Annotated in this window: 21 protein-coding genes and 2 pseudogenes; 7 read left to right on the forward strand and 16 right to left on the reverse strand. The window is 71.7% G+C overall.

Features of this window, described 5'->3' with window-relative positions; genetic code table 11:
* Positions 1–67 precede the first annotated feature (67 nt).
* The gene (locus AMK31_RS03320) at positions 68–1,042 is read right to left on the reverse strand and encodes a LysR family transcriptional regulator (protein WP_079186647.1); all 975 of its coding nucleotides are present in this window, start codon (positions 1,040–1,042) and stop codon (positions 68–70) included.
* Between the two features lie 49 nt (positions 1,043–1,091).
* Here AMK31_RS03320 and AMK31_RS03325 point away from each other — a divergent pair, with 49 nt between their 5' ends.
* Complete coding sequence (locus AMK31_RS03325) at positions 1,092–1,502, forward strand: RidA family protein (protein WP_079186648.1); 411 nt, start codon at positions 1,092–1,094, stop codon at positions 1,500–1,502.
* Here the strand turns inward: AMK31_RS03325 and AMK31_RS03330 are convergent.
* A pseudogene (locus AMK31_RS03330) lies at positions 1,465–1,725 on the reverse strand (TetR family transcriptional regulator C-terminal domain-containing protein); the annotation flags it as partial. The gene AMK31_RS03325 and the pseudogene AMK31_RS03330 overlap by 38 nt on opposite strands.
* On the opposite strand from AMK31_RS03330, the pseudogene AMK31_RS03335 reads away from it, so the two are divergent.
* Positions 1,723–2,007 (forward strand): annotated as a pseudogene (locus AMK31_RS03335) (fibronectin type III-like domain-contianing protein); the annotation flags it as partial. The pseudogenes AMK31_RS03330 and AMK31_RS03335 overlap by 3 nt on opposite strands.
* A 69-nt stretch (positions 2,008–2,076) precedes the next feature.
* Here the strand turns inward: AMK31_RS03335 and AMK31_RS03340 are convergent.
* On the reverse strand, positions 2,077–3,054 hold the full coding sequence (locus AMK31_RS03340) for an aldose epimerase family protein (RefSeq protein WP_073938772.1): 978 nt from the start codon (positions 3,052–3,054) through the stop codon (positions 2,077–2,079).
* A 24-nt stretch (positions 3,055–3,078) separates the two neighbouring features.
* Complete coding sequence (locus tag AMK31_RS03345) at positions 3,079–3,984, reverse strand: SGNH/GDSL hydrolase family protein (protein ID WP_073938773.1); 906 nt, start codon at positions 3,982–3,984, stop codon at positions 3,079–3,081.
* A 267-nt stretch (positions 3,985–4,251) separates the two neighbouring features.
* Here AMK31_RS03345 and AMK31_RS03350 point away from each other — a divergent pair, with 267 nt between their 5' ends.
* Entirely contained in the window at positions 4,252–4,746 is a 495-nt protein-coding gene (locus tag AMK31_RS03350) for a DUF3145 domain-containing protein (RefSeq protein WP_073938774.1), read from the forward strand.
* A 100-nt stretch (positions 4,747–4,846) separates the two neighbouring features.
* Here AMK31_RS03350 and fabF read toward each other — a convergent pair whose 3' ends face one another.
* From fabF to fasR, 5 genes are all read right to left on the reverse strand, one after another.
* A complete protein-coding gene (gene fabF / locus AMK31_RS03355; protein WP_073938775.1) occupies positions 4,847–6,118 on the reverse strand; it encodes a beta-ketoacyl-ACP synthase II in 1,272 nt (423 codons plus the stop codon).
* Positions 6,119–6,189: 71 nt separating this feature from the next.
* Positions 6,190–6,438: an acyl carrier protein gene (locus AMK31_RS03360; RefSeq protein ID WP_015660680.1), complete on the reverse strand. Its 249-nt coding sequence runs from the start codon at positions 6,436–6,438 to the stop codon at positions 6,190–6,192.
* Positions 6,439–6,541: 103 nt separating this feature from the next.
* The gene (locus AMK31_RS03365; RefSeq protein WP_073938776.1) at positions 6,542–7,543 is read right to left on the reverse strand and encodes a ketoacyl-ACP synthase III; all 1,002 of its coding nucleotides are present in this window, start codon (positions 7,541–7,543) and stop codon (positions 6,542–6,544) included.
* Between the two features lie 23 nt (positions 7,544–7,566).
* The gene (locus AMK31_RS03370) at positions 7,567–8,505 is read right to left on the reverse strand and encodes an ACP S-malonyltransferase (protein WP_073938777.1); all 939 of its coding nucleotides are present in this window, start codon (positions 8,503–8,505) and stop codon (positions 7,567–7,569) included.
* A gap of 89 nt (positions 8,506–8,594) precedes the next feature.
* The gene (gene fasR / locus AMK31_RS03375; RefSeq protein ID WP_073938778.1) at positions 8,595–9,800 is read right to left on the reverse strand and encodes a fatty acid biosynthesis transcriptional regulator FasR; all 1,206 of its coding nucleotides are present in this window, start codon (positions 9,798–9,800) and stop codon (positions 8,595–8,597) included.
* A 74-nt stretch (positions 9,801–9,874) separates the two neighbouring features.
* Between fasR and AMK31_RS03380 the strand changes: the two genes are divergently transcribed.
* On the forward strand, positions 9,875–10,528 hold the full coding sequence (locus AMK31_RS03380; RefSeq protein WP_107468496.1) for a pirin family protein: 654 nt from the start codon (positions 9,875–9,877) through the stop codon (positions 10,526–10,528).
* Between the two features lie 10 nt (positions 10,529–10,538).
* Here the strand turns inward: AMK31_RS03380 and AMK31_RS03385 are convergent, their stop codons facing one another.
* Together AMK31_RS03385 and AMK31_RS03390 are read right to left on the reverse strand one after the other, a co-directional pair.
* Complete coding sequence (locus AMK31_RS03385; protein ID WP_073938779.1) at positions 10,539–11,360, reverse strand: serine hydrolase domain-containing protein; 822 nt, start codon at positions 11,358–11,360, stop codon at positions 10,539–10,541.
* 19 nt (positions 11,361–11,379) lie between these two features.
* Positions 11,380–11,850, reverse strand: coding sequence for a GNAT family N-acetyltransferase (locus AMK31_RS03390; protein ID WP_073938780.1), 471 nt, complete (start codon positions 11,848–11,850; stop codon positions 11,380–11,382).
* An 85-nt stretch (positions 11,851–11,935) separates the two neighbouring features.
* Here AMK31_RS03390 and AMK31_RS03395 point away from each other — a divergent pair, with 85 nt between their 5' ends.
* Together AMK31_RS03395 and AMK31_RS03400 are read left to right on the forward strand one after the other, a co-directional pair.
* A complete protein-coding gene (locus AMK31_RS03395) occupies positions 11,936–12,397 on the forward strand; it encodes a MerR family transcriptional regulator (RefSeq protein ID WP_073938781.1) in 462 nt (153 codons plus the stop codon).
* Entirely contained in the window at positions 12,394–13,407 is a 1,014-nt protein-coding gene (locus tag AMK31_RS03400) for an aldo/keto reductase (RefSeq protein WP_073938782.1), read from the forward strand. The genes AMK31_RS03395 and AMK31_RS03400 overlap by 4 nt, the downstream gene beginning before the upstream one ends.
* Before the next feature lie 27 nt (positions 13,408–13,434).
* On the opposite strand, the gene AMK31_RS03405 is transcribed toward AMK31_RS03400, so the two are convergent.
* The 3 genes from AMK31_RS03405 to AMK31_RS03415 all read right to left on the reverse strand — a co-directional run bounded on the left by AMK31_RS03405 (position 13,435) and on the right by AMK31_RS03415 (position 16,304).
* On the reverse strand, positions 13,435–14,292 hold the full coding sequence (locus tag AMK31_RS03405; RefSeq protein WP_073938783.1) for a DUF4429 domain-containing protein: 858 nt from the start codon (positions 14,290–14,292) through the stop codon (positions 13,435–13,437).
* Positions 14,293–14,349: 57 nt separating this feature from the next.
* Positions 14,350–15,567: an alpha/beta hydrolase gene (locus tag AMK31_RS03410; protein ID WP_073938784.1), complete on the reverse strand. Its 1,218-nt coding sequence runs from the start codon at positions 15,565–15,567 to the stop codon at positions 14,350–14,352.
* 80 nt (positions 15,568–15,647) lie between these two features.
* A complete protein-coding gene (locus AMK31_RS03415; RefSeq protein ID WP_073938785.1) occupies positions 15,648–16,304 on the reverse strand; it encodes a TetR family transcriptional regulator in 657 nt (218 codons plus the stop codon).
* A gap of 113 nt (positions 16,305–16,417) precedes the next feature.
* Between AMK31_RS03415 and AMK31_RS03420 the strand changes: the two genes are divergently transcribed.
* Positions 16,418–18,037, forward strand: a complete 1,620-nt coding sequence (locus AMK31_RS03420; protein ID WP_073938786.1) for an MFS transporter — start codon at positions 16,418–16,420, stop codon at positions 18,035–18,037.
* Positions 18,038–18,322: 285 nt separating this feature from the next.
* Here AMK31_RS03420 and AMK31_RS03425 read toward each other — a convergent pair whose 3' ends face one another.
* Positions 18,323–19,114, reverse strand: a complete 792-nt coding sequence (locus tag AMK31_RS03425; RefSeq protein WP_079186680.1) for a potassium channel family protein — start codon at positions 19,112–19,114, stop codon at positions 18,323–18,325.
* Between the two features lie 70 nt (positions 19,115–19,184).
* Positions 19,185–21,932 (reverse strand): pyruvate dehydrogenase (acetyl-transferring), homodimeric type, encoded by a 2,748-nt coding sequence (gene aceE, locus AMK31_RS03430; RefSeq protein WP_073938787.1) that lies wholly within the window; start codon positions 21,930–21,932, stop codon positions 19,185–19,187.
* Positions 21,933–22,016: the final 84 nt, after the last annotated feature.

The raw sequence follows: 22,016 nt of genomic DNA on the forward strand, positions 1-22,016 counted from the left end.
GAGGTCCTTCCGTCGCCGTGGGGAGCGTGGTGCGGGACGGCGGAAGTCTCCCCGTGACCGGTGTGGTCTACGCCGTGTCCCGTGGCGGACGGGGTTCCGGTACGGGATGTCCCGGTACCTCCGCCGCCGCCTCCCGCAGCGCCGTCACGAACGCCCGTCCCGCCGCCGACAGCGACCATCCGCGTACGGTCGCCGCGTACACGGACCGCACCTGCGCGTCCCGCACCGGCACCAGGACCACGTCGGGCCGCACCGACGCCGCCGCCAGCGCCGGCACCAGCGTCACGCCGAGCCCGGCCGCCACGTACCCCTGCTTGGCGGTCCACTCGGCGACGACGTGCGCGACGCGCGGGCGGAATCCCTGGGCCAGGGCCGCGTCGAGGAGGGTGCCCTCGGGGCGGGGGCTGCCGGAGATCCAGTCGGCGTCGGCGAACGCGGAGAGCGGGACGCGGTCGCGGCCGGCGAGGGGATGGCCGGCGGGGACGGCGACGTACAGCGACTCGTCGAGCAGGTGGTGCAGGTCGTAGGCGGCCAGCGGCGCGCGGCTCGTCGTGGAGACGACCGCCAGGTCCAGCTCGCCCGCGGCCAGCCGGTCCAGCAGGGCCGGGGTGAGACCTTCCTCGCGGGTGAGGAGCACGCCGGGACGGCGGGCGCGGAACGCGGCGATCGCGCGGGGCACCAGTGCCGCGTCGGCGGTGGCGAAGGCGCCGAACCGCAGCCGCCCGCCGGTCGCCGTGCGCAGCGCGGCCAGCTCCCGCCCGGCCCGGCCCAGCCGTTCGACGACGGCCTCGGCGTGCGGGACGAGGGTCCGCCCGGCCTCGGTGAGCCGCACGCCGCGCGGCAGCCGGTCGAACAGCGGGCCGCCGCCGAGGGCGCCCTCCAGCGAGGAGATCTGGCGGGACACGGCGGACTGGGTCCAGCCGAGGGTGTGCGCGGCGAGCGTGAAGGAGCCGTGGCGGGCGACCTCCAGGAAGACCCGCAGCCACACGGTCGACAGTTCGGGGGAGGGGACGTCGGTATGCGGCTCCGGCATGGCGGCCATGCTAGACATTCGCTTGTCGTGTCGGTCGGGGCTTTCTAGCGTCGTGGGCATGAAGGTCACCATCGACAGCCCGGCGTCCGCGCCGCAGCCGCTCAGCCCCTACTACTCCCAGGTCGCGCGCGTCGAACACGGCGACGGGGGAGCCCTGTTGTTCGTCTCGGGGCAGATCGCCGCGGGGGAGACCACGGCCGAGCAGACCCGCGGCGTCTTCGAGACCATCGACGCCCTGCTGAAGGCGCACGGCGCGACCATGGCGGACGTGATCAACATCCGCACCTATCTGACGGACATCGGCGAGCTCGCCGATTACGCCGCCGTACGGCGGGAGTTCCTCACCGGCACCCCGCCGACCAGCATGACGTTCGAGGCGTCCCGGCTGTTCCGGCCCGAGGCGCGGGTGGAGGTCGAGGTGGTGGCCGCGGTCAGCCCGCGCCCCGCGGGGTCTCTCCGAGCAGGCTGAGGAAGTCCCGGAAGGCCCCCGGCATGTCCACCGACCCGGGGTCCAGCAGCCACTGGTACTGCAGGCCGTCCATGACGGCGACCAGCAGGGGCGCGGTGCGCTCCGGGGTCAGTCCGTTCGGCAGGCGGTCGCCGTAGGCGGCACGCAGCACCCGCGCCACGCTCTCGCGGACCCGGGTGTAGCGCTCGGAGAAGTAGCCGCGGGCCGGGTGCCCTTCGGTGTCCGCGTCCGCAACACCGGCGAACGGCCCGGCCGCGAGGTCGTCCAGGTGTACCTCGCCCCGTCCGAGCCCGACGCCGCCCGGCCCGTGCGATGGCTGGCCGGTTTCGCGGGCGTCGGGGCGGGGCCCGGCGAGAGCGCCGAGGCCGTGATCGAGATCCCGCGCCGGGCGTTCGAGATCTGGGAGGAGTTGACCAACTCATGGTCGTTTGTGAAGGATTCGTACGAAATCCAGGCCGGACGCTCGATCTCCGACCGCAGGATCACCGCGACCGTTAACGTCTGACCCGGGACGACTCGTCCTGCCCGAGCAGCCCCGGTCCGGCCCCTGACCCCGGACCGGGGCTCGTCCCGCTCAGTCCCTGACCGAGAAGGCGTACACGGTCTCCGACCGGAACACGTCGCCCGGCCGCAGCACCGTGCTCGGGAACTCCGGCCGGTTCGGCGAGTCCGGGAAGTGCTGGGTCTCCAGCGCGATCCCGGCACCCGGTGACAGCGGGGCGGCGAGATGGTCGGCGGTGTACAGCTGCAGGCCCGGCTCGGTCGTCGCCACCGTCAGCACCCGCCCCGACACCGGGTCGTACAGCTCGGCGACCTCCTCGGCCGCCGCCGTGACCCCCTTGTCCAGCACGAAGTTGTGGTCGTACCCGGACCCCGTCTGCCGCGGCTTGCGGAAGTCGAACCGCGTCCCCGCGACCTCCGCCACCCCTGTCGGGATCAACTCCTCGTCGACCGGCGTGTACCGGGCGGCGGCGATCCGCAGCTGGTGCCCGGCCGCCGGGCCGGACCCGGCCCCGGAGAGGTTGAAGTAGCTGCGGTTCGTCAGGTTCACCACCGTCGGCGCGTCCGTGACCGCCTCGTACCCGATCCGCAGCGCGCCGTCCGCGTCCAGCGTGTACGTCGCCGAGACCGCCAGCCGGCCCGGGAACCCCTCCTCGCCGTGCGGGCTGACCCGGGTCAGCCGCAGCCCGTGCTCGAACGGCGTCACCTCCCACACCCGCTGGTCGAAGCCCCGCTCGCCGCCATGCAGCGAGTTGGGTCCGTTGTTCGGCGCGAGGGCGTACGTCCGCCCGTCCAGTTCGAAGCGGGCGCCCGCGATCCGGTTGGCGTAGCGGCCGATGAGCGCGCCGAGGTAGGGCCCCGGGTTCTCCAGATAGCCGTCGAGCTCCGCGAACCCCAGCACCACGTCCGCCGTCCGGCCGTCCCGGCCGGGCACCTCCACCGACTGCACGATCCCGCCGTACGAGAGCACCCGCACCCGCACGCCGGCCCGCTCCAGGGTCCAGCGGTGCACCGGGGTGCCGTCGGGAAGTGTGCCGAAGTGTTCGTTCATGAGCGAAACCCTAGGTCACCGCGGTCAGGACGGCGCCTCTTGAGCCGTCACCACGTCATAGGCGATCTCCGCGAGCCGCGCCTGGCCGTCCACGCTCGGATGGAACCAGTCCCACCGGCTCAGCTGCCCGGTGCCGAAGCGGTACTCGTGCACCGCGTCCCCGTCGAAGCGGCAGTACCGGTCCTTCGCACACTCCTCGCGCAGCACCTCGTTGTACGACTCCACCCGCTTCTCCACCTTCGACCGCCGCAGGTTCGCCTCCGCGTCCAGGGAGTCGGCGTCGTCCAGCATCGACGGGCAGATGCCCAGCTTCCACACCTGCTTGCCGAGCGCGTTGGTCCGGCCCTGCGACCACAGCCGCTTCAGGTCCGGCACGCTCGCCACGAACACCTGTGCCTTCGGCGCGCCGCTGTGGCGCAGGGTGTGCAGGGCCTCCTGGAAACCGGCGCGGAAGTCGGCCACCGGAGTCATGGCGTCCGCCGACGTCCGGCAGGCGTCGTTCGCGCCCGCCAGCACCGTGACCAGCTCCGGTCCGCGGGCCGCCGCCCGCGCCATCTGCCCCGGCAGATCGGCCATCCGGGCCCCGCTCACCGCGTAGTTCCAGCTGTGCGAGGCCACCCGGGAGCGCCCCAGCAGCCGTACGGCCAGGCTGTCGACGTCGGGACTGGTGCCGGTCGCCCACGACACCTCGGGGCAGTCCGCGAGCACCACACAGGTGTTGAACCCGGTGGTGATGGAGTCGCCGACGGCGGCGATCGAACGCGGCGTGGAGTCCCAGGCGGGCGGCGAGCTCGGCTTCACCAGCCCGGCCTCGTCACCGGCCGGCGCCGAGGAGGCACCGCCCACGGCGTCACAGCCGGTGACACCCAGGACGGCGGCCGCGGTCACGGCGGCGAGCGCGGCCCAAGAGCGGTGGAGTCGGTTCCGCATGCCCTGTCGCATCCCTTGTCGTCCTCGATGTCGTGTCATGGTCCCCCACCCATGACAACGCCTCGGAGTTCCCACCGCACCCCATGCGACCGGTCACGCCCGCACAGGCGTCCTGCCGGGTGAAAGGCGGAGGTTTCCCGGCACCGGGACCGACGGTACGTCACACTCCTTGCGCCGCCGCACGGTAGCCTCGCCATCAAGTGGCCCGCCCGGCGCCACCACCTGCCCGCCCGACCGCCCCCTGTCCCGCTCTGCCCGGAGGTCCCGGTGACGACACGTGGAGTTCTGTACGTGCACTCCGCGCCGCGCGCGCTGTGCCCGCACGTCGAGTGGGCCGTCGCCGGGGTGCTCGGCACGCGCGTCAACCTCGACTGGATCCGGCAGCCGGCCGCCCCCGGCACCTGGCGCTCGGAGTTCTCCTGGCAGGGCGAGGCGGGCACCGCGTCCAAGCTGGCGTCCGCACTGCGCGGCTGGCACCTGCTGCGCTTCGAGGTCACCGCCGAGCCCTGCCCCACCGCCGAGGGCGAGCGCTACAGCTGCACCCCCGACCTCGGGATCTTCCACGCCGTCACCGGCATCCACGGCGACATCCTCATCCCCGAGGACCGTCTCCGCGCGGCCCTTCAGCGCAGCCAGCGCGGCGAGACCGACCTGGAGGCGGAGATCGCCAAGCTGCTCGGCAAGCCCTGGGACGACGAGCTGGAGCCGTTCCGCTACGCGGGCGAGGGCGCCCCGGTCCGCTGGCTGCACCAGGTGGTGTGAGGCGTCCGCCGACGCGCGTGACCTCGTACAGTCGTGACCTCTTACACGTGAAGGGCCCCCACCGCCTGGTGGGGGCCCTTCAGGTTCGTGCGGGTGCCGCTCAGACCGAGCGGAACGCCAGCACCACGTTGTGCCCGCCGAAGCCGAACGAGTCGTTCAGCGCCGCGATGCGGCCGTCGACCGGCAGCTTCCGGGCCTCGCCGCGCACGATGTCCGCGTTCGCCTCGGCCTCGGGGTCGAGGTTCTCGACGTTGATGGTGGGCGGCGCCACCCGGTGGTACAGCGCGAGGATCGTGGCGACGGACTCCACGCCACCGGCGCCACCCAGCAGGTGACCGGTCATCGACTTCGTCGCCGACACCGCGAAGTGGTCGGCCTCGTCGCCGAACACCTTGCGCAGCGCCTTCAGCTCGGCCACGTCACCGGCCGGCGTCGACGTCGCGTGCGCGTTGACGTGCACGATCTCCGCCGGGTCCAGGTCGGTGCGCTCCAGCAGGTTCTGCAGGGCGTGCGCGATGCCGCGGCCCTCGGGCTCCGGCTGCACGATGTCGTGGCTGTCGGCGGAGATGCCCTGACCGACCGCCTCGGCGTACACCCGGGCGCCGCGCTTCGCGGCGTGCTCGGCGGACTCCAGGACGATCACACCGGCGCCCTCACCGAGGACGAAGCCGTCGCGGGCCACGTCGTACGGGCGGGACGCGCCCTGCGGGTCGTCGTTGTTCTTGGACATCGCCATCATGTTGCCGAACGCGGCGATCGGCAGCGGGTGGATGGCCGCCTCGGTACCGCCGGCGACGACCACGTCCGCGCGGCCGGAGCGGATCATCTCGATGGCGTAACCGATGGCCTCGGCACCGGACGCGCACGCGGAGACCGGCGTGTGCACACCCGCGCGGGCGCCCACGGCCAGGCCCACGTTCGCCGACGGGCCGTTCGGCATGAGCATGGGAACGGTGTGCGGGGAGACGCGGCGGACGCCCTTCTCCTTCAGCACGTCGTACTGGTCCAGCAGGGTCGTCACACCACCGATGCCGGAGGCGATGACGGCACCCAGCCGGTCGGGGTCGACGGAGCCGTCCTCACCGGCCTTGCCGGTGAAGCCCGCGTCGGCCCACGCCTCCTGGGCGGCGACCAGCGCGAACTGCGCCGAGCGGTCCAGCCGGCGGGCCTGCGGCCGCGGAATGACCTCGGTCGGCTCCACGGCCACGGGCGCGGCGATACGGACCGCCTGGTCGGCGGCCCAGTCCTGGTCCAGGGGCTTGACGCCGGAGCGTCCGGCGATCAGGCCCTCCCAGGTGGAAGATGCGTCGCCACCCAGCGGTGTGGTTGCGCCGATACCGGTGACGACCACGGTGTGATTGGTCGGGCTCACGGGAATTCTTTCTCCAGACAGGGATTCAGCGGCGCCACCGCCGGGTGGCGGGGCAGGCAACAGCCTCGAGGTCAGGCCTGGTGCTTAAGGATGTAGTCGGTCGCGTCACCGACGGTCTTGAGGTTCTTGACGTCCTCGTCGGGGATCTTGACGTCGAAGCGCTCCTCGGCGGCGACGACGACCTCGACCATGGACAGCGAGTCGACGTCCAGGTCGTCGGTGAAGGACTTGTCCAGCTGGACGTCCTCAACCGGGATGCCGGCGATCTCGTTCACGATGTCGGCGAGACCGGCGACGATCTCTTCCTGAGTGGCGGCCATGTCGGCGCTCCTTCGTTGATATTCCAGGGGGTGTGGCGTCCCGCCGCGGCAGCGGCAGGTGGTTGCGTTCCGGCACCGGATCGAATGATCCGGCACGGAGTGCCTAGGGGAGGGTAACGACCGTCGCGGCGTAGACGAGACCCGCCCCGAATCCGATGACGAGCGCGGTGTCGCCGCTCTTCGCCTCGCCGGTCGCCAGGAGCCGCTCCATCGCGAGCGGGATCGAGGCGGCCGAGGTGTTGCCGGTGGTGCGCACGTCGCGGGCGACCGTGACGGACTCCGGCAGCTTCAGGGTCTTCACCATCGAGTCGATGATCCGCTCGTTGGCCTGGTGCGGGATGAAGACGTCGAGGTCGGTGGCGTCGATCCCGGCCGCGTCCAGCGCCTGCTGGGCGACCTTCGCCATCTCGAAGACGGCCCAGCGGAACACCGCCTGGCCCTCCTGCGTGATGGCGGGGAACCGCTCGACCTCGCCCGTGCGGTAGTCGGTCCACGGCACGGTCTGCTTGATGGTCTCGGACTTGTCGCCCTCGGAACCCCAGACCGTGGGGCCGATCGCGGGCTCGTCCGACGGGCCGACGACGACCGCGCCGGCGCCGTCACCGAACAGGAAGGCCGTCGCGCGGTCCTCCAGGTCGGTCAGGTCGCTCAGCCGCTCCACGCCGATGACCAGGACGTACTCGGCGGAGCCCTCGACGATCATGCCCTTGGCGAGGGTGAGGCCGTAGCCGAAGCCGGCGCAGCCCGCCGAGATGTCGAACGCGGCGGCCTTGTTCGTGCCCAGCTTGTCGGCGATCTCGGTCGCGACGGCCGGGGTCTGCTTGAAGTGGCTGACGGTGGAGACGACCACCGCGCCGATCTGCTCGGCGGTGATCCCGGCGTCCGCGATGGCCTTGCCGGACGCCTCGACCGACATCGCGGCGACGGTCTCCTCGTCGTTGGCCCAGTGCCGCGTCTGGATGCCGGACCGCGAACGGATCCACTCGTCCGAGGAGTCGATCTTCTCGAGGATCACCTCGTTGGGCACCACGCGGGTCGGACGGTAGCCGCCCACGCCCAGGATGCGGGCGTACGGGGCGCCCTTGGCGGGCTTGATCTTCGACATGGTGTCGGTCGGCTCCTTAGGGCTCAGGCGCCCGCCGCGTCGGCGGCAGCATCGGATGCGGCGGCGATGAGCTCGCGGGCCGCGTCGAGGTCGTCGGGGGTCTTCAGGGCCAGCGTCTTCACACCGGGCAGCGCGCGCTTGGCGAGACCGGTGAGGGTGCCGCCGGGGCAGACCTCCAGCAGGGCGGTGACGCCGAGCTCCTTGAAGGTCTCCATGCACAGGTCCCAGCGGACCGGGTTGGCGACCTGTCCGACCAGCCGGGAGACGATCTCGTCACCGGTGGTGACGGTCTTGCCGTCCTTGTTGGAGACGTAGGGGACCTTCGGGTCGGCCGGCGTCAGCTCACGCGCGGCCTCGGCCAGCTTGTCGACCGCCGGGGCCATGTGGTGCGTGTGGAACGCGCCGGCCACCTTCAGCGGAACGATCTTGCGGACGCCCTCGGGCTTGTCCTCGTTCAGCGCGGCCAGCTGCTCCAGCGTGCCCGCGGCGACGATCTGGCCGGCGCCGTTGACGTTCGCCGGGGTCAGGCCCAGCTTCTCCAGGTGGGCGACGCTCACCTCGGGATCGCCGCCGAGCAGCGCCGACATGCCGGTCGCGGTGATCGCCGCGGCCTCCGCCATGGCGAGGCCGCGCTTGCGGACCAGGGACAGCGCCGCGGTGTCGTCGAGGACGCCCGCGAAGGCGGCGGCGGTGATCTCACCGACGCTGTGACCCGCGACCGCGCCCGGCGCAATGTCACCGAGTGCCGTCGCGGACAGGATGCCCGCTGCGACCAGCAGCGGCTGCGCGACGGCGGTGTCGCGGATCTCGTCCGCGCCGGCCTTCGTGCCGTAGTGGGCGAGGTCCAGTCCGATGGCGTCCGACCATGCGGCGACACGGTCGGCCGCGCCGGGCAGTTCGAGCCAAGGGGTCAGGAAGCCGGGCGTCTGGGCGCCCTGGCCGGGAGCGACGAGTACGAGCACTCTCACACTCTCTCTTGGGGACGGGCGCGGCCGCCCGTGGGGACAAGGACGAAGAACAGCAGGGGGTTTTGTGGGCCCCCGACAAAAGACTAGGGCTGGAGATCCCCGTCGGCCAGACGCCCCAGGATCAGCGCGATCCGCAGTGTGAAAGCGGAGCGTACATCGGAAGGCGACCAGCCGGTGACGTCAGTCACACGTCGGAGCCGGTAGCGCACGGTGTTCGGGTGAACGAAGAGCATCCTCGCGGCGCCTTCCAGGCTGCTCGCCTGTTCCAGATAGACACTCAAGGTCTCCAGGAGCGCGGACCCGGCTTCCTCCAGCGGTCTGTAGATCTCCTCCACCAACTGCTCGCGCGCGCTTGGGTCTCCGGCGATCGCGCGCTCCGGCAGCAGATCGTCCGCCAGTACCGGGCGGGGGGCGTCCTGCCAGGCGGAACACGCCTTCAGCCCGGCCGCGGCGGCCTGCGCGGACCGGGTCGCGGCCAGCAGGTCCGGCACCACCGGCCCCGCCACGACCGGCCCGGCGGCGAACGGCCCGATCAGCGACCTGGCCACGGCGATCGGGTTGTCGCTGCCACCGGCGATGACGACCAGCCGGTCCCCGAGCACCCCGGTGAGCACCTGGAGCTTGGCGTGCCGGGCGGCCCGCCGGATCGCCTCCACGGTCAGCTCGGAGTCGCCGTCGGGTGCCGTGCCCAGCACCACGCACACATGCTCCGGCGCGTTCCAGCCGAGCGCGGCGGCCCGGGACACCGCCCCCTCGTCGGCCTCCCCGCTCAGCACCGCGTTCACCACCAGCGACTCCAGCCGCGCGTCCCAGGCACCGCGTGCCTCCGCGGCCTGGGCGTAGACCTGGGCGGTGGCGAACGCGATCTCCCGGGCGTACACGAGCAGCGCCTCGCGCAGCACGCTCTCGTCCCCGGGAGCGGCGACCTCGTCGATCGCGCTCTCCATGACCTCGATGGTGGTGCGCACCATCTCCACGGTCTGCCGCAGCGTGATCGCCCGGGTCAGTTCGCGGGGCGCGGTCCCGAAGACGTCGGTGGAGATCGCCTGCGGGGCGTCCGGATGCCGGAACCACTCGGTGAAGGCGGCGATGCCGGCCTGGGCGACCAGCCCGATCCAGGACCGGTTCTCCGGGGGCATGGCCCGGTACCACGGCAGGGTCTCGTCCATGCGTGCGATGGCCTGGGCGGCGAGGGATCCGGAGGACTTCTCCAGCCGCTTCAGGGTCGCGGAGTGCGGGTGGACGGCATGCGCTGCGGCTTCGGAATTGCTGGCTTCGGGTTCGGGCACGGGGACAAGACTGCCTTATCGGGCCCGGACCGTGCGCCGCCGGGTCGGGACTGAGGTCTACGGTGGGACCCGTGATGGACATACGGCGCGCCGGCGAGCGCTACCCCGGCGGTGACCCGGAGGCCGGGATCGTGACCCGGCACGCCTTCTCCTTCGGCCCCCACTACGACCCCGGAAACCTGCGCTTCGGCGCGCTGATCGCCTGCAACGAGGAACGTCTCGCGCCGGGCGCCGGCTTCGACGAGCATCCGCACAGCCACACCGAGATCGTCACCTGGGTCGTCGAGGGCGAGCTGACCCACCGCGACTCCACCGGCCACGAGACCCGGGTCCGCCCCGGCGACGTGCAGCGCCTCAGCGCCGCGGCCGGGGTCCGGCACGTCGAGCGCAACGACGGCGTGACGCCGCTCACCTTCGTCCAGATGTGGCTGGCGCCCCTGGCCCCGGGCGGCGACCCGTCGTACGAGATCGTGCCGGGCATCGCCGACTCCACCCCGTACGCGGTCCCGGAGGCGGGCGCGATGCTGCACGTCCGCCGCCTGGCGGCGGGGGAGCGGACGGCGCTGCCGGACGGGGCGTACGTGTACGCGCACGTCGTGCGGGGTGAGGTGCGCCTGGACGGCGAGACCCTCCGCCCCGGCGACGCGGCGCGCGTCACCGGCGCGAAGGACCTGGCGGCGGAGGCCCTGACCGGGGCGGAGCTGCTGATCTGGGAGATGGCCCCGTAGCGGGGCCGGCTCAGCCCCGCGCCTCCGCCAGCACCGCGTCGGTGAACGCCGGCCACACCTCGATCGCCCAGGGTCCGAACGACCGGTCGGCCAGCGCCACGCACGCCATCCCCGCGTCCGGGTCGATCCACAGGAACGTCCCGGACTGCCCGAAGTGCCCGAACGTCCGGGGGGAGGAAGAAGCCCCCGTCCAGTGCGGCGACTTGCCGTCGCGGATCTCGAACCCCAGCCCCCAGTCGTTGGGGTTCTGGTGCCCGTACCCCGGCAGCACCCCCTTGGTCCCGGCGTACTGCACGCTCATCGCCTCGCCCACCGTCCGGGGGTCCAGCAGCCGCGGCGCCTGCACCTCGGCGGCGAACCGCAGCAGGTCCCCGACCGTCGACACGCCGTCCTTCGCCGGGGAGCCCTCCAGCGTCGTCGACGTCATGCCCAGCGGCTCCAGCACCGCCTGCCGCAGGTACTCGGCGAAGGGGATGTCCGTCGCCTTCGCCACATGGTCGCCCAGCTGCTCGAACCCGGCGTTCGAGTACAGCCGCCGGTCGCCGGGCGCGGCCATGACCCGGTGCTCGTCGAAGGCCAGACCCGAGGTGTGCGCGAGCAGATGACGGACCGTCGAGCCGTCCGGCCCCGCCGGTTCGTCCAGCTCGATCGCGCCCTCCTCGTAGGCGACCAGCACCGCGTACGCGGCGAGCGGCTTGGTGACCGAGGCCAGCGGGAAACGCCGGTCGGCGGGGCCGTGGGTCCCGAGGACCGTGCCGTCGGCCCGTACGACACCCGCCGCGGCGGCGGTAACCGGCCAGTTCTCGATCAGTGCGAGGCTGTTCAGCGACATGCCGCCGAGCCTATGCGCCTCAGAGGAGCAGCCGCATCGAGGGGTCGGAGTCCCGGGTGAAGCCCAGCGAGGCGTACAGCGGCTCCGCGGCGGGGGAGGCGGTGAGCAGTACGTGCCCGGTGCCCCGCTCCCGGAACCACTCCAGCAGCGCCTCCATGCAGGCGCGCGCGTGGCCCTGGCGCCGGACGTCCGGGTCGGTGGCGACGCTGAACACCTGGCCGACCCGGCCGTGCGGGTTCCCGGCCTTGCCGATGCGGTAGTCCACCGTCCCGGCGACCACCGCCGCCAGTGCTCCCGGCCGCCGCGGATGGTCCACCACGAACGCGGCGAAGTCCCCGTCCGTCTCCGCCAGCCGCTTGCGCAGCACCGGCAGGGACTCGGTGTGCCAGTCCGTGTCCCCGTCCGCGGAGAACACCGAATCGATCATGACCTGGCGCAGGCGCAGCAGCTCCGGCGCATCCTCGGGAAGGGCACGGCGTACTAGGCTCATGCCGCCTACGGTACTTACATCCTCGCGTGAATTCTCGGCCTTTTCGCTTGCTTGGAGTGCACTCCAAGGTCATAGCGTGGAGGCCATGACGGTGATGCAGACCATGCCCGCGGCCACCGAGGACAGCCCCACCAGGACCGACATCTGCTCAGCCGCGCCACGCCGGCACCCGCGCCCCGACGGCCAGGACCGCTACACGATCAGCGAGGTCGTCGCCTTCACCAGCCTCACGGCCCACACCCTGCGCTGGTACGAGCGGATCGGCCTGATGTCCCACATCGACCGCTCGCACACCGGCCAGCGCCGCTACTCCAACCGCGACCTCGACTGGCTGGACCTGGTCGGCAAGCTCCGGCTGACCGGCATGCCGGTCGCCGACATGGTCCGGTACGCCGAGCTGGTGCGCGAGGGCGACCACACCTTCGACGAACGCCGGGAACTGCTGGAGACGACCCGCCGGGACGTCCTCTCCAGGATCGCGGAACTCCAGGACACGCTCGCCGTACTCGACCGGAAGATCGACTTCTACTCGGAGAGGACCCGATGAACGACAGCACCATCCCCACCGTCCGGCTGGGCGCGGAAGGCCCCGAGGTGGGTGTGCAGGGCCTCGGCTGCATGGGCATGAGCTTCGCCTACGGCCCCGCCGACGCCGAGGAGTCCAGGGCCACCCTCGACCGGGCGCTCGAACGCGGCGTCACCCTGTACGACACGGCGGACGCGTACGGCGCCGGGCACAACGAGACCTTCCTCGCCCCCTTCTTCAAGGCGCACCGCGACGAGGTGGTCATCGCCACCAAGTTCGCTCTGTCCATCCCGCCGGAGGACCCCACCCGGCGGATCATCCGCAACGACCCGCCGTACATCCGCCAGGCCGTCGAGGCGAGCCTGAGGCGCCTGGACGTCGACGTCATCGACCTCTACTACATGCACCGCCGCGACCCTGAGGTCCCCATCGAGGAGACCGTCGGCGTCATGGCCGACCTGGTCCGCGAGGGCAAGGTCAAGCAGCTCGGCCTGAGCGAGGTCACGGCCCCCGAACTGCGCGCCGCGCACGCGGTGCACCCGATCGCCGCCGTCCAGTCCGAGTGGTCCCTGTTCAGCCGTGACATCGAGGCCAACGTGGTGCCGGCGGCGGCCGAACTGGGCGTGGCCCTGGTCGCGTACTCCCCGCTCGGCCGGGGCTTCCTCACCGGCTCCTTCGCCCGCGCCGAGGACCTGACCGAGGACGACTTCCGCCGCCAGCAGCCCCGCTACACCGGCGACAACGCGGCGGCCAACGCGGCCCTGCTGGACCGGATCCGCGGGATCGCCGACAGCCACGACGCCACCCTCGGGCAGATCGCCCTGGCCTGGCTCCACCACCAGCAGACGGTCCGCGGCCTCCCGGTCATCCCGATCCCGGGCACCCGCAAGCCGTCCCGGGTGGAGGAGAACACGGCGGCGACGGCCATCGCGCTGACGGCGGAGGACCTGGCGGCCCTGGAGTCCATCGCGGCGAAGGTGGCAGGCGACCGCTACCCGGACATGACGTTCACGTCCGCGGGCCGCGAGTGACAACCTGCCGGGGAACCCGGCGGACGCTCACAGCTCCGCCAGCAGCTCCGCCTTCTTCACGGAGAACTCCTCGTCCGTGACCAGCCCCGCCTGATGCAACTCGCCGAGATGCCGGATCCGCTCGGCGATGTCCGCGGGGTCGCGGCGCCGGTGCGCCGCGACCACCGCGGCCACCGGCCCCCGCTCCCGCACGGCCGCCAGCACCGACGCCGCGAACGGCAGCGACTCGTGCACGGGCCCGTACCCCAGCCCGAACACCACCGCCGCCGGATCCTGATCGGCCTGCGCCGGCTGCTCCGCGCCGTCCCGCCGCAGCAGCCGCAGGTACCCCTCGAACAGCTCCGGCGACCGCCATTCGACGCCGCCGAGCTCGGCGACGGGGAAGCTCTGGTCCCCGGCCTTCCACTTCTCCGACGACGCCCCGGTCCAGAACCACCGGAACCGCACGGTCGTCCCGTCGAAGGACGCCTTCGCGTCGTACGCCTTGAAGGACTGCGGGGCGCTCGGCGCGGCCACCAGGAACCGCTCCGCCGGTCCCGACTCGGTCAGCTGCGCCCGCAGCTCGTCGGCGTAGTACTCCGCGAGCGTCTCCCGCGCGGCCGGCAGCACCAGCCGGTACGGGTCGCCGTTCTCCTTGAGCTGCCCGTCCGCCGCCTCCAGCAGCGGATCGGCCCCCGGTCGCACCTCCACGCGCAGCACGACGGTCCCGCGCTTGCCGGGAGTCAGCGTGACCCCCTGCAACGCCTCCAGCGGCACCCGGCGTTCGCCGAGCGCCTGGAACAGCTTGGGTGTTCGAATCCCCCGTTCGTAACGGATGAGCACGGAGTCGGACTCGAACTCCCAGGCGGCATGAAATCCGGCCAGTACGTCACCCATGCGGCTCATCGTATGCGGCACGCGCTCTTTCGTCCCCTCCCTGCGCAAACCGCAGTTTCTCCGGCTCTACGCGCGTCCGGCGCCCGGCGTCCCGGACAAACCCGCCCGGCACATGCCCCGATCGTCGGCGCAGTCGACCGCGCGGTACGCGCCAACCCCGATCTCGGCGAGGTTCGCGAGGCTGTCGGTGCCGGGCTCGAAGTACCCGGCGTGCCCCTCGGCCTCCCGTGCCGACAGCAGCCGGGCGCCGAACCCGGCGGACATCGGGTCCGCGCCGTGCCCGAGGCCGCCCAGCTCCAGATAGGGCACGTCCTGGATCCAGTCGTCGGCGTCCCGCATCGCCCACACATGGGCGGACGTGCGGAGCTGGGCCGCCTCGGTGACCCGCATGCCGGGGCTGCCGGCCACGGCTATGTCGGCGACCCGGCCCGGCAGCTCGGGCGCGGCGACCCCGCAGACCACGGAGCCGTAGCTGTGGCAGAACAGCGAGACCGGCGCGTCGCCGGGCAGCGCGCGCAGCAGCGCGTTCAGCCGGACGGCGCCGTCCGCGGCGCGCCATGCGGTGGCCGCGTCCATGCCGACTCCGCTGGGCGCCGTGTAGTCGGCCCAGGCGATCACGGCGGTCCGGGTGTCCGGGCTCACGGCGCGCTCGGCGGCGTAGAGGGACTTCGCCATACCGACGGGCGCCGAGTACTCGCGGTGGCTGCGCTGGAAGGTGAGCAGGTCGGTGTCGACGCCGGGGACGACGACGGAGACCCGTTCGGCCTTGCGGAGGTCGCCGAAGACCTCGGCGATCCGGCCGGAGCCCTCCGGGTCGAAGGCGAGGATGTGCCGCCCCTCGCGCATCAGCGCCCGGAAGCGATGCATCCGCAGGCCCGCCTCCCGCTGCCCGGCCGGGGTGAGCCGGCTGTCGCGCATCCGTTTCCGCTCGACCTGCCGGGCCTGGCCGAGCGCGATGCGGTTGGCGCGGTAGCGCAGGGTGACGGGGGCGCCGTTCATGTTGCCGACCGCGAGCGGGTAGCGCTTGGCGAGCCGCGCGCGCTGGGCGTCGGTGAGGGCGGCGAAGAACCGGGCGAGCCGGGTGGGGCCGGAGTCCGGGTCCGGCAGCCGGTGTCCGTCGATCCGGCCCCGCTCCCAGGAGGCGAGGGAGGCCTGCAGGGGGGTGGTCTCCCGGTGGCCCTTCAGGGCGGTCCAGCCGGTGGTCGCCAGCATGACGAACACGACTGCCAGCGCGAGCAGCGCGCGCCAGAGACCGAGTTGCGGGGAGGAGTCGAAGGAAGTCACTGGGAGGACACACTAGGAGAACGGGAGGGTCTCGCGTGACGCGTGTGACAGGCATCACGTTTGACTGATGAGCTGTGGATCTAGGAGCTCTGGGGGGTCCGCCAGGCCCCGGCCAGGGAGGGGCCCACCTGATCGAGGTACGTCGCCGTCAACGCGCGCAGTGCCTCCATGCTGAAGTCGTCGCCCGCGCTCCACAGCCGCTCGGTGACCCGGATCACCCCGCCGAAGACGGCCACCGCCACCCGCGGCCGCGGGTCGGCGTCCACGTCCAGCCCCTCCCGTTCGGCGATCAGCCGCGCGATCTGCTCCTCGATCTCCGCCGAGCTGCGCAGATAGGCGGCGAGCAGCACCGGCGTCGACTCGATCACCCGGTACATCCGCAGATACAGGTCGATCGGGACGACGGCCTCGACGACCTCGTGCAGGGTGTCCCAGCCGTCCAGCACCGCCCGGCGCATCGCCTCCAGCGGCGGCTCCCCGGCGGGCCGGGCGCGCAGCGCGGCGACGAAGTGCGCCACCGCCAGCCGCTGGGCGGCGAGGGCGGCGTCCTCCTTGCCGGCGAAGTACCGGAAGAAGGTGCGCTGGGAGACGTCGACGGCCGCCGCGATCTCGTCGACGGTGGTGCGCTCGTAGCCCTGGGTGGTGAACAGTTCGAGGGCGGCCCGCAGCAGGGCGTCCCGGGTGCGCTGCTTCTTGCGTTCACGCAGGCCGGGCGAGGACCCCGACGCTGTCTCCATGGCACCTCTTCTCTGAACCGTGCGCCCGGTCCAGACCCTAAGGGAGTGACGTGTCAGTTACCGAAACGTGAAATGGTTTGTCAACTGTCAGTGGCTGTCATTAGCCTCGAAGCATGACTAGTCAGACCACCATCGACAAGACGGGGCCGGGGGACGACGCCGGATCAGCCCCGTCGGATCCCTCGCCGGCCAAGGGGCTGCGGGGGCATCCGTGGTTCACCCTCATAACCGTCGCCGTGGGGGTCATGATGGTGGCCCTCGACGGCACCATCGTGGCCATCGCCAACCCGGCCATCAAAGAGGACCTGAACGCGAGCTTCGCGGACGTCCAGTGGATCACCAACGGCTACTTCCTGGCCCTCGCGGTCTCCCTGATCACCGCGGGCAAGCTGGGTGACCGCTTCGGCCACCGGCAGACCTTCCTCATCGGTGTCGTCGGCTTCGCCGTCGCCTCCGGCCTCATCGGGATGTCCAGCAGCATCGCGCTGGTCGTCACCTTCCGGGTCCTGCAGGGCCTTTTCGGCGCGCTGCTCATGCCGGCCGCGCTCGGCCTGCTGCGGGCCACCTTCCCGGCCGAGAAGCTGAACATGGCCATCGGCATCTGGGGCATGGTCATCGGCGCCTCCACCGCGGGCGGCCCGATCCTCGGCGGTGTGCTCGTCGAGCACGTCAGCTGGCAGTCGGTGTTCTTCATCAACGTGCCGGTCGGCGTCCTCGCCGTCGTCCTCGGCGCGATGATCCTGCTCGACCACCGTGCCGAGAACGCCCCGCGCTCCTTCGACCTGCTGGGCATCGCGCTGCTCTCCGCCGCCATGTTCTGCCTGGTCTGGGCCCTCATCAAGGCGCCCGAGTGGGGCTGGGGCGACGGACTGACCTGGACCTTCATCGGCGCCTCGGTGCTCGGCTTCGCGCTGTTCGCCTTCTGGGAGACGCGGGTCGCGGAGCCGCTGATCCCGCTGGCCCTCTTCCGTTCGATCCCGCTCTCCGCGGGTGTCGTCCTGATGGTCCTCATGGCCATCGCCTTCATGGGCGGCCTGTTCTTCGTCACGTTCTACCTGCAGAACGTGCACGGCATGAGCCCGATCGACGCCGGCCTGCACCTGCTGCCGCTCACCGGCATGATGATCGTCGGCTCGCCGCTCGCCGGCGCGATGATCACCAAGCTGGGCCCGCGCATCCCGCTGGCCGGCGGCATGGCGGTCACCGCGCTCGCCATGTGGGGCATGTCCACGCTGAAGGCGGACACCGGCAGCGGTGTGATGTCCCTCTGGTTCGCCCTGCTCGGCCTCGGCCTCGCGCCGGTCATGGTCGGCGCCACCGAGGTCATCGTCGGCAACGCGCCCATGGAGCTGTCCGGCGTGGCCGGCGGTCTCCAGCAGGCCGCGATGCAGATCGGCGGCAGCCTCGGCACGGCCGTCCTGGGCGCCGTGATGGTCTCCAAGGTCGACAGCGACCTCGCCGGCAACTGGACCGACGCGGGCCTCCCGCCGCTCACCCCCGAGCAGCAGGAGCAGGCCGCCGAAGCCGTCCAGGCCGGTGTGGCGCCGGTGCCGCCGGGCACCCCGCCGGAGATCGCCGCGAAGATCACCGACGTCGCCCACGACACCTTCATCTCCGGGATGTCCCTGGCGTCGCTGGTCGCCGCGGCCGTCGCGGTGGCGGCCGTACTGGTCGCCTTCCTCACCAAGCGCGGCGAGAACGCGCAGGCGGGAGCGGGCGCGGCGCACATCTGACGGTCCGTCGACGGCGGCGGGGTTCCCCTATCAGGGTGACAACGCCAACGTTTCCTCCCACCCCGCCCGCACCGCGAGTCACAGTGGGTCAAGCCCTTCGTACGGCATGTTCCGCTGGCAAGTTCGTACGAGGACGAGGGCGACCTGGGCTGCGGCGCGCCGCTGGAGGGGGGTGGCGCGCCGGCAGACAGGATTGAGGCGCAGAGCGGGGGTACCCGGGTCACCACGGTGACGAGCTCCGGACACGGAGCGCGCGGGTGCCCCCGCTCACGTGGCCGGAGGGGGTCACGGACCGGGCCGGACCGCGCGTGGCTCGCCATCGCCGTCGTGGCTGTGGGCGCAGCGGCACCCCGCGGCGCCGGGTTGCGCGCCCACCAGGGCGCGCAGCGCCCGCACCTCCTCCGTCAGCGCCGCGATCGCCTCCGTCTGCCGCCGTTCCTCCGCGTCGTCGTTCTCGAACCGCGAGATGAACCACGCGGCGATGTTCGCGGTCACCAGACCCAGCAGCGCGATCCCGGACAGCATCAGGCCCACCGCCAGCAACCGCCCCACGCCGGTCGTCGGCGCGTGATCCCCGTATCCCACGGTCGTCATCGTGGTGAAGGACCACCAGACCGCGTCACCCAACGTCCGGATGTTCCCGTCCGGCGCCTCCCGCTCCACCGACAGCACGGCCAGCGACCCGAACATCAGCAGCCCCACCACGGCGCCGGCGACATAGGTCGTCAACCGTATCTGCGAGGCCATCTGCGCCCGCCGTCCCACCAGCAGCAGCGTGGACACCAGCCGCAGCAGCCGCAGCGGCTGGATCAGCGGCAGCGCCACCGCGCACAGGTCGAGCCAGTTCCGGCGGACGAACTCCCCGCGCCGCTCGGCGAGGACGAGCCGCACCGTGTAGTCGCCGGCGAACGCCGCCCACACGGTCCACTCGACGACCGCGCACCCGAGCGTCACCGGCTCGCTCGCCGCGGTGTGCACTATCGGCACCGCGTAGGCGACGGCGAAGGCCACGGCCAGCGCCATCAGGGGTCTCTGTGTGCGCTCTTCCCAACGGGCCCGCGCCGACTGTTCCTTCATGCCGGGCATCGTAGGAAAGCGCGAAGGGGTGGTGAACCCGCAGGTCCACCACCCCTTCACGGCTCACGCGCTACGCGTCGCCGCCCGCGGTCCCCGGATCCGCCGCCGACACGTCGAGCAGCTGGTACCGGTCCACGGCCTGCTTCAGCACCGACCGGTCCACCTTGCCCTCCTTCGCCAGCTCGGCGAGCACCGCCACCACGATCGACTGCGCGTCGATGTGGAAGAACCGCCGCGCCGCCCCGCGGGTGTCGGCGAAGCCGAACCCGTCCGCACCCAGCGACTGGTACGTGCCCGGCACCCACCGCGCGATCTGGTCGGGAACCGACCGCATCCAGTCGGAGACGGCCACGAACGGCCCCTCGGCCCCGCTCAGCTTCCGCGTCACGTACGGCACCCGCTGCTCCTCCTCCGGGTGCAGCAGATTGTGCTGCTCGCACGCGACCGCGTCCCGCCGCAGCTCGTTCCAGGAGGTCGCCGACCACACGTCGGCCCGTACGTCCCACTCCTCGGCGAGGATCCGCTGCGCCTCGACCGCCCACGGGACGGCCACGCCGGAGGCGATGATCTGCGCCGGGATCCGGCCGGCCGTGCCCTCGCCGAACCGGTAGACGCCCTTGACGATGCCCTCGACGTCGACGTTCTCCGGCTCGGCGGGGTGCTGGATCGGCTCGTTGTAGACGGTGAGGTAGTAGAAGACGTCCTCGCCGTGCGGGTGTTCCTCGCTGCTGCCGTACATCCGCCGCAGACCGTCCTGGACGATGTGCGCGATCTCGTAGGCATAGGCGGGGTCGTACGCCACACAGCCCGGGTTGGTGGAGGCGAGCAGCTGGGAGTGGCCATCGGCGTGCTGCAGGCCCTCACCGGTCAGGGTCGTACGCCCGGCGGTCGCACCCAGCACGAATCCGCGCGCCAGCTGGTCGGCCATCTGCCAGAACTGGTCGCCGGTGCGCTGGAAACCGAACATCGAGTAGAAGACGTACACCGGGATCAGCGGCTCGCCGTGCGTCGCGTACGCCGAACCGGCCGCGATCAGCGAGGCCGTGCAGCCCGCCTCCGAGATGCCGTCGTGCAGCATCTGCCCGGTCGGCGACTCCTTGTAAGCCAGCAGCAGATCGCGGTCGACCGCCTCGTACTGCTGGCCCAGCGGGTTGTAGATCTTCGCACTCGGGAAGAACGAGTCCATGCCGAAGGTCCGGTACTCGTCCGGTGCGATCAGCACGAACCGCTTGCCGATCTCCTTGTCCCGCATGAGGTCCTTCAGCAGCCGGACGAACGCCATGGTTGTCGCGATGGACTGCTGACCGGTGCCCTTCTTCACGGTCGCGTACGTCTTGTCGTCCGGCAGCGCCAGCGGCTTCGAGCGGACCACGCGCGTCGGGACGTAACCGCCGAGCCCCTTGCGCCGGTCGTGCATGTACTGGATCTCCTCGGAGTCCCGTCCGGGGTGGTAGTACGGCGGGAGCCCGCTCTCCAGATCCTTGTCGGCGATCGGCAGGTGCAGCCGGTCCCGGAAGCGCTTGAGGTCGTCGACCGTCAGCTTCTTCATCTGGTGCGTGGCGTTGCGGCCCTCGAAGTTCGGCCCCAGCGTCCAGCCCTTGACCGTCTTGGCCAGGATGACCGTCGGCTGGCCCTTGTGTTCCAGGGCCGCCTTGTACGCGGCGTAGATCTTCTTGTGGTCGTGGCCGCCGCGGCCCAGCATCAGGATCTGGTGGTCGGACATGTTCTCGACCATGGCGCGCAGCCGCTGGTCGTCGCCGAAGAAGTGCTCGCGGATGTACGCGCCGGACTCGGTGGCGTACGTCTGGAACTGGCCGTCCGGCGTGGTGTTCATCCGGTTGACCAGCACTCCGTCGCGGTCCCGCGCGAGCAGCGGGTCCCACGTCCGGTCCCAGATCAGCTTGATCACGTTCCAGCCGGCGCCCCGGAAGACCGACTCCAGCTCCTGGATGACCTTGCCGTTGCCGCGCACCGGGCCGTCGAGCCGCTGCAGGTTGCAGTTCACGACGAAGGTCAGGTTGTCCAGGCCCTCACGGGCGGCGATGGTCAGCTGGCCGAGCGACTCCGGCTCGTCCATCTCGCCGTCGCCGAGGAACGCCCACACGTGCGACTTGGAGGTGTCCGCGATGCCCCGCGCGTGCATGTACCGGTTCATCCGGGCCTGGTAGATCGCGCCGATCGGGCCGAGGCCCATGGACACGGTCGGGAACTCCCAGAAGTCCGGCATCAGCCGCGGATGCGGGTACGAGGACAGCCCGTACGGCGCCTTCGACTTCTCCTGGCGGAACGCGTCGAGGTTCTGCTCGCTGAGGCGGTCCAGCAGGAACGCGCGGGCGTAGATGCCCGGCGAGGCGTGCCCCTGGAAGAAGACCTGGTCGCCGCCGTCGCCCTCGTCCTTGCCCCGGAAGAAGTGGTTGAAGCCGACGTCGTAGAGGGACGCGGAGGAGGCGAAGGTGGCGATGTGGCCGCCGACGCCGATGCCCGGGCGCTGGGCGCGCGAGACCATCACGGCGGCGTTCCACCGGGTGGCGTTGAGGATCCTGCGCTCGATCTCCTCGTTGCCCGGGAAGAACGGCTCGTCCTTGGTGGCGATGGTGTTGACGTAGTCCGTGCTGCGCATCTCGGGCACGGCCACGCGCTTCTCGCGGGCCCGCTCGATCAGCCGCAGCATCAGATAGCGGGCGCGCTCACGGCCCCGCTCGTCGATGGCGGCGTCGAGGGAGTCGAGCCACTCCTGCGTCTCCTCGGGGTCGAAGTCAGGAACCTGACTCGGAAGGCCGCCAATGATGATCGGATTGCGATCGGATCCGGAAGCCACGCTGGTCCTTACCTGTCAGAGGGGCTGTTGAGGGCTGCTGGGGCTGTTTCTGCTTGATTGCGCCGATCCCCATCGTGTACCTCA

This window comes from Streptomyces sp. TSRI0107, assembly GCF_001905845.1.
Lineage (GTDB): Bacteria > Actinomycetota > Actinomycetes > Streptomycetales > Streptomycetaceae > Streptomyces.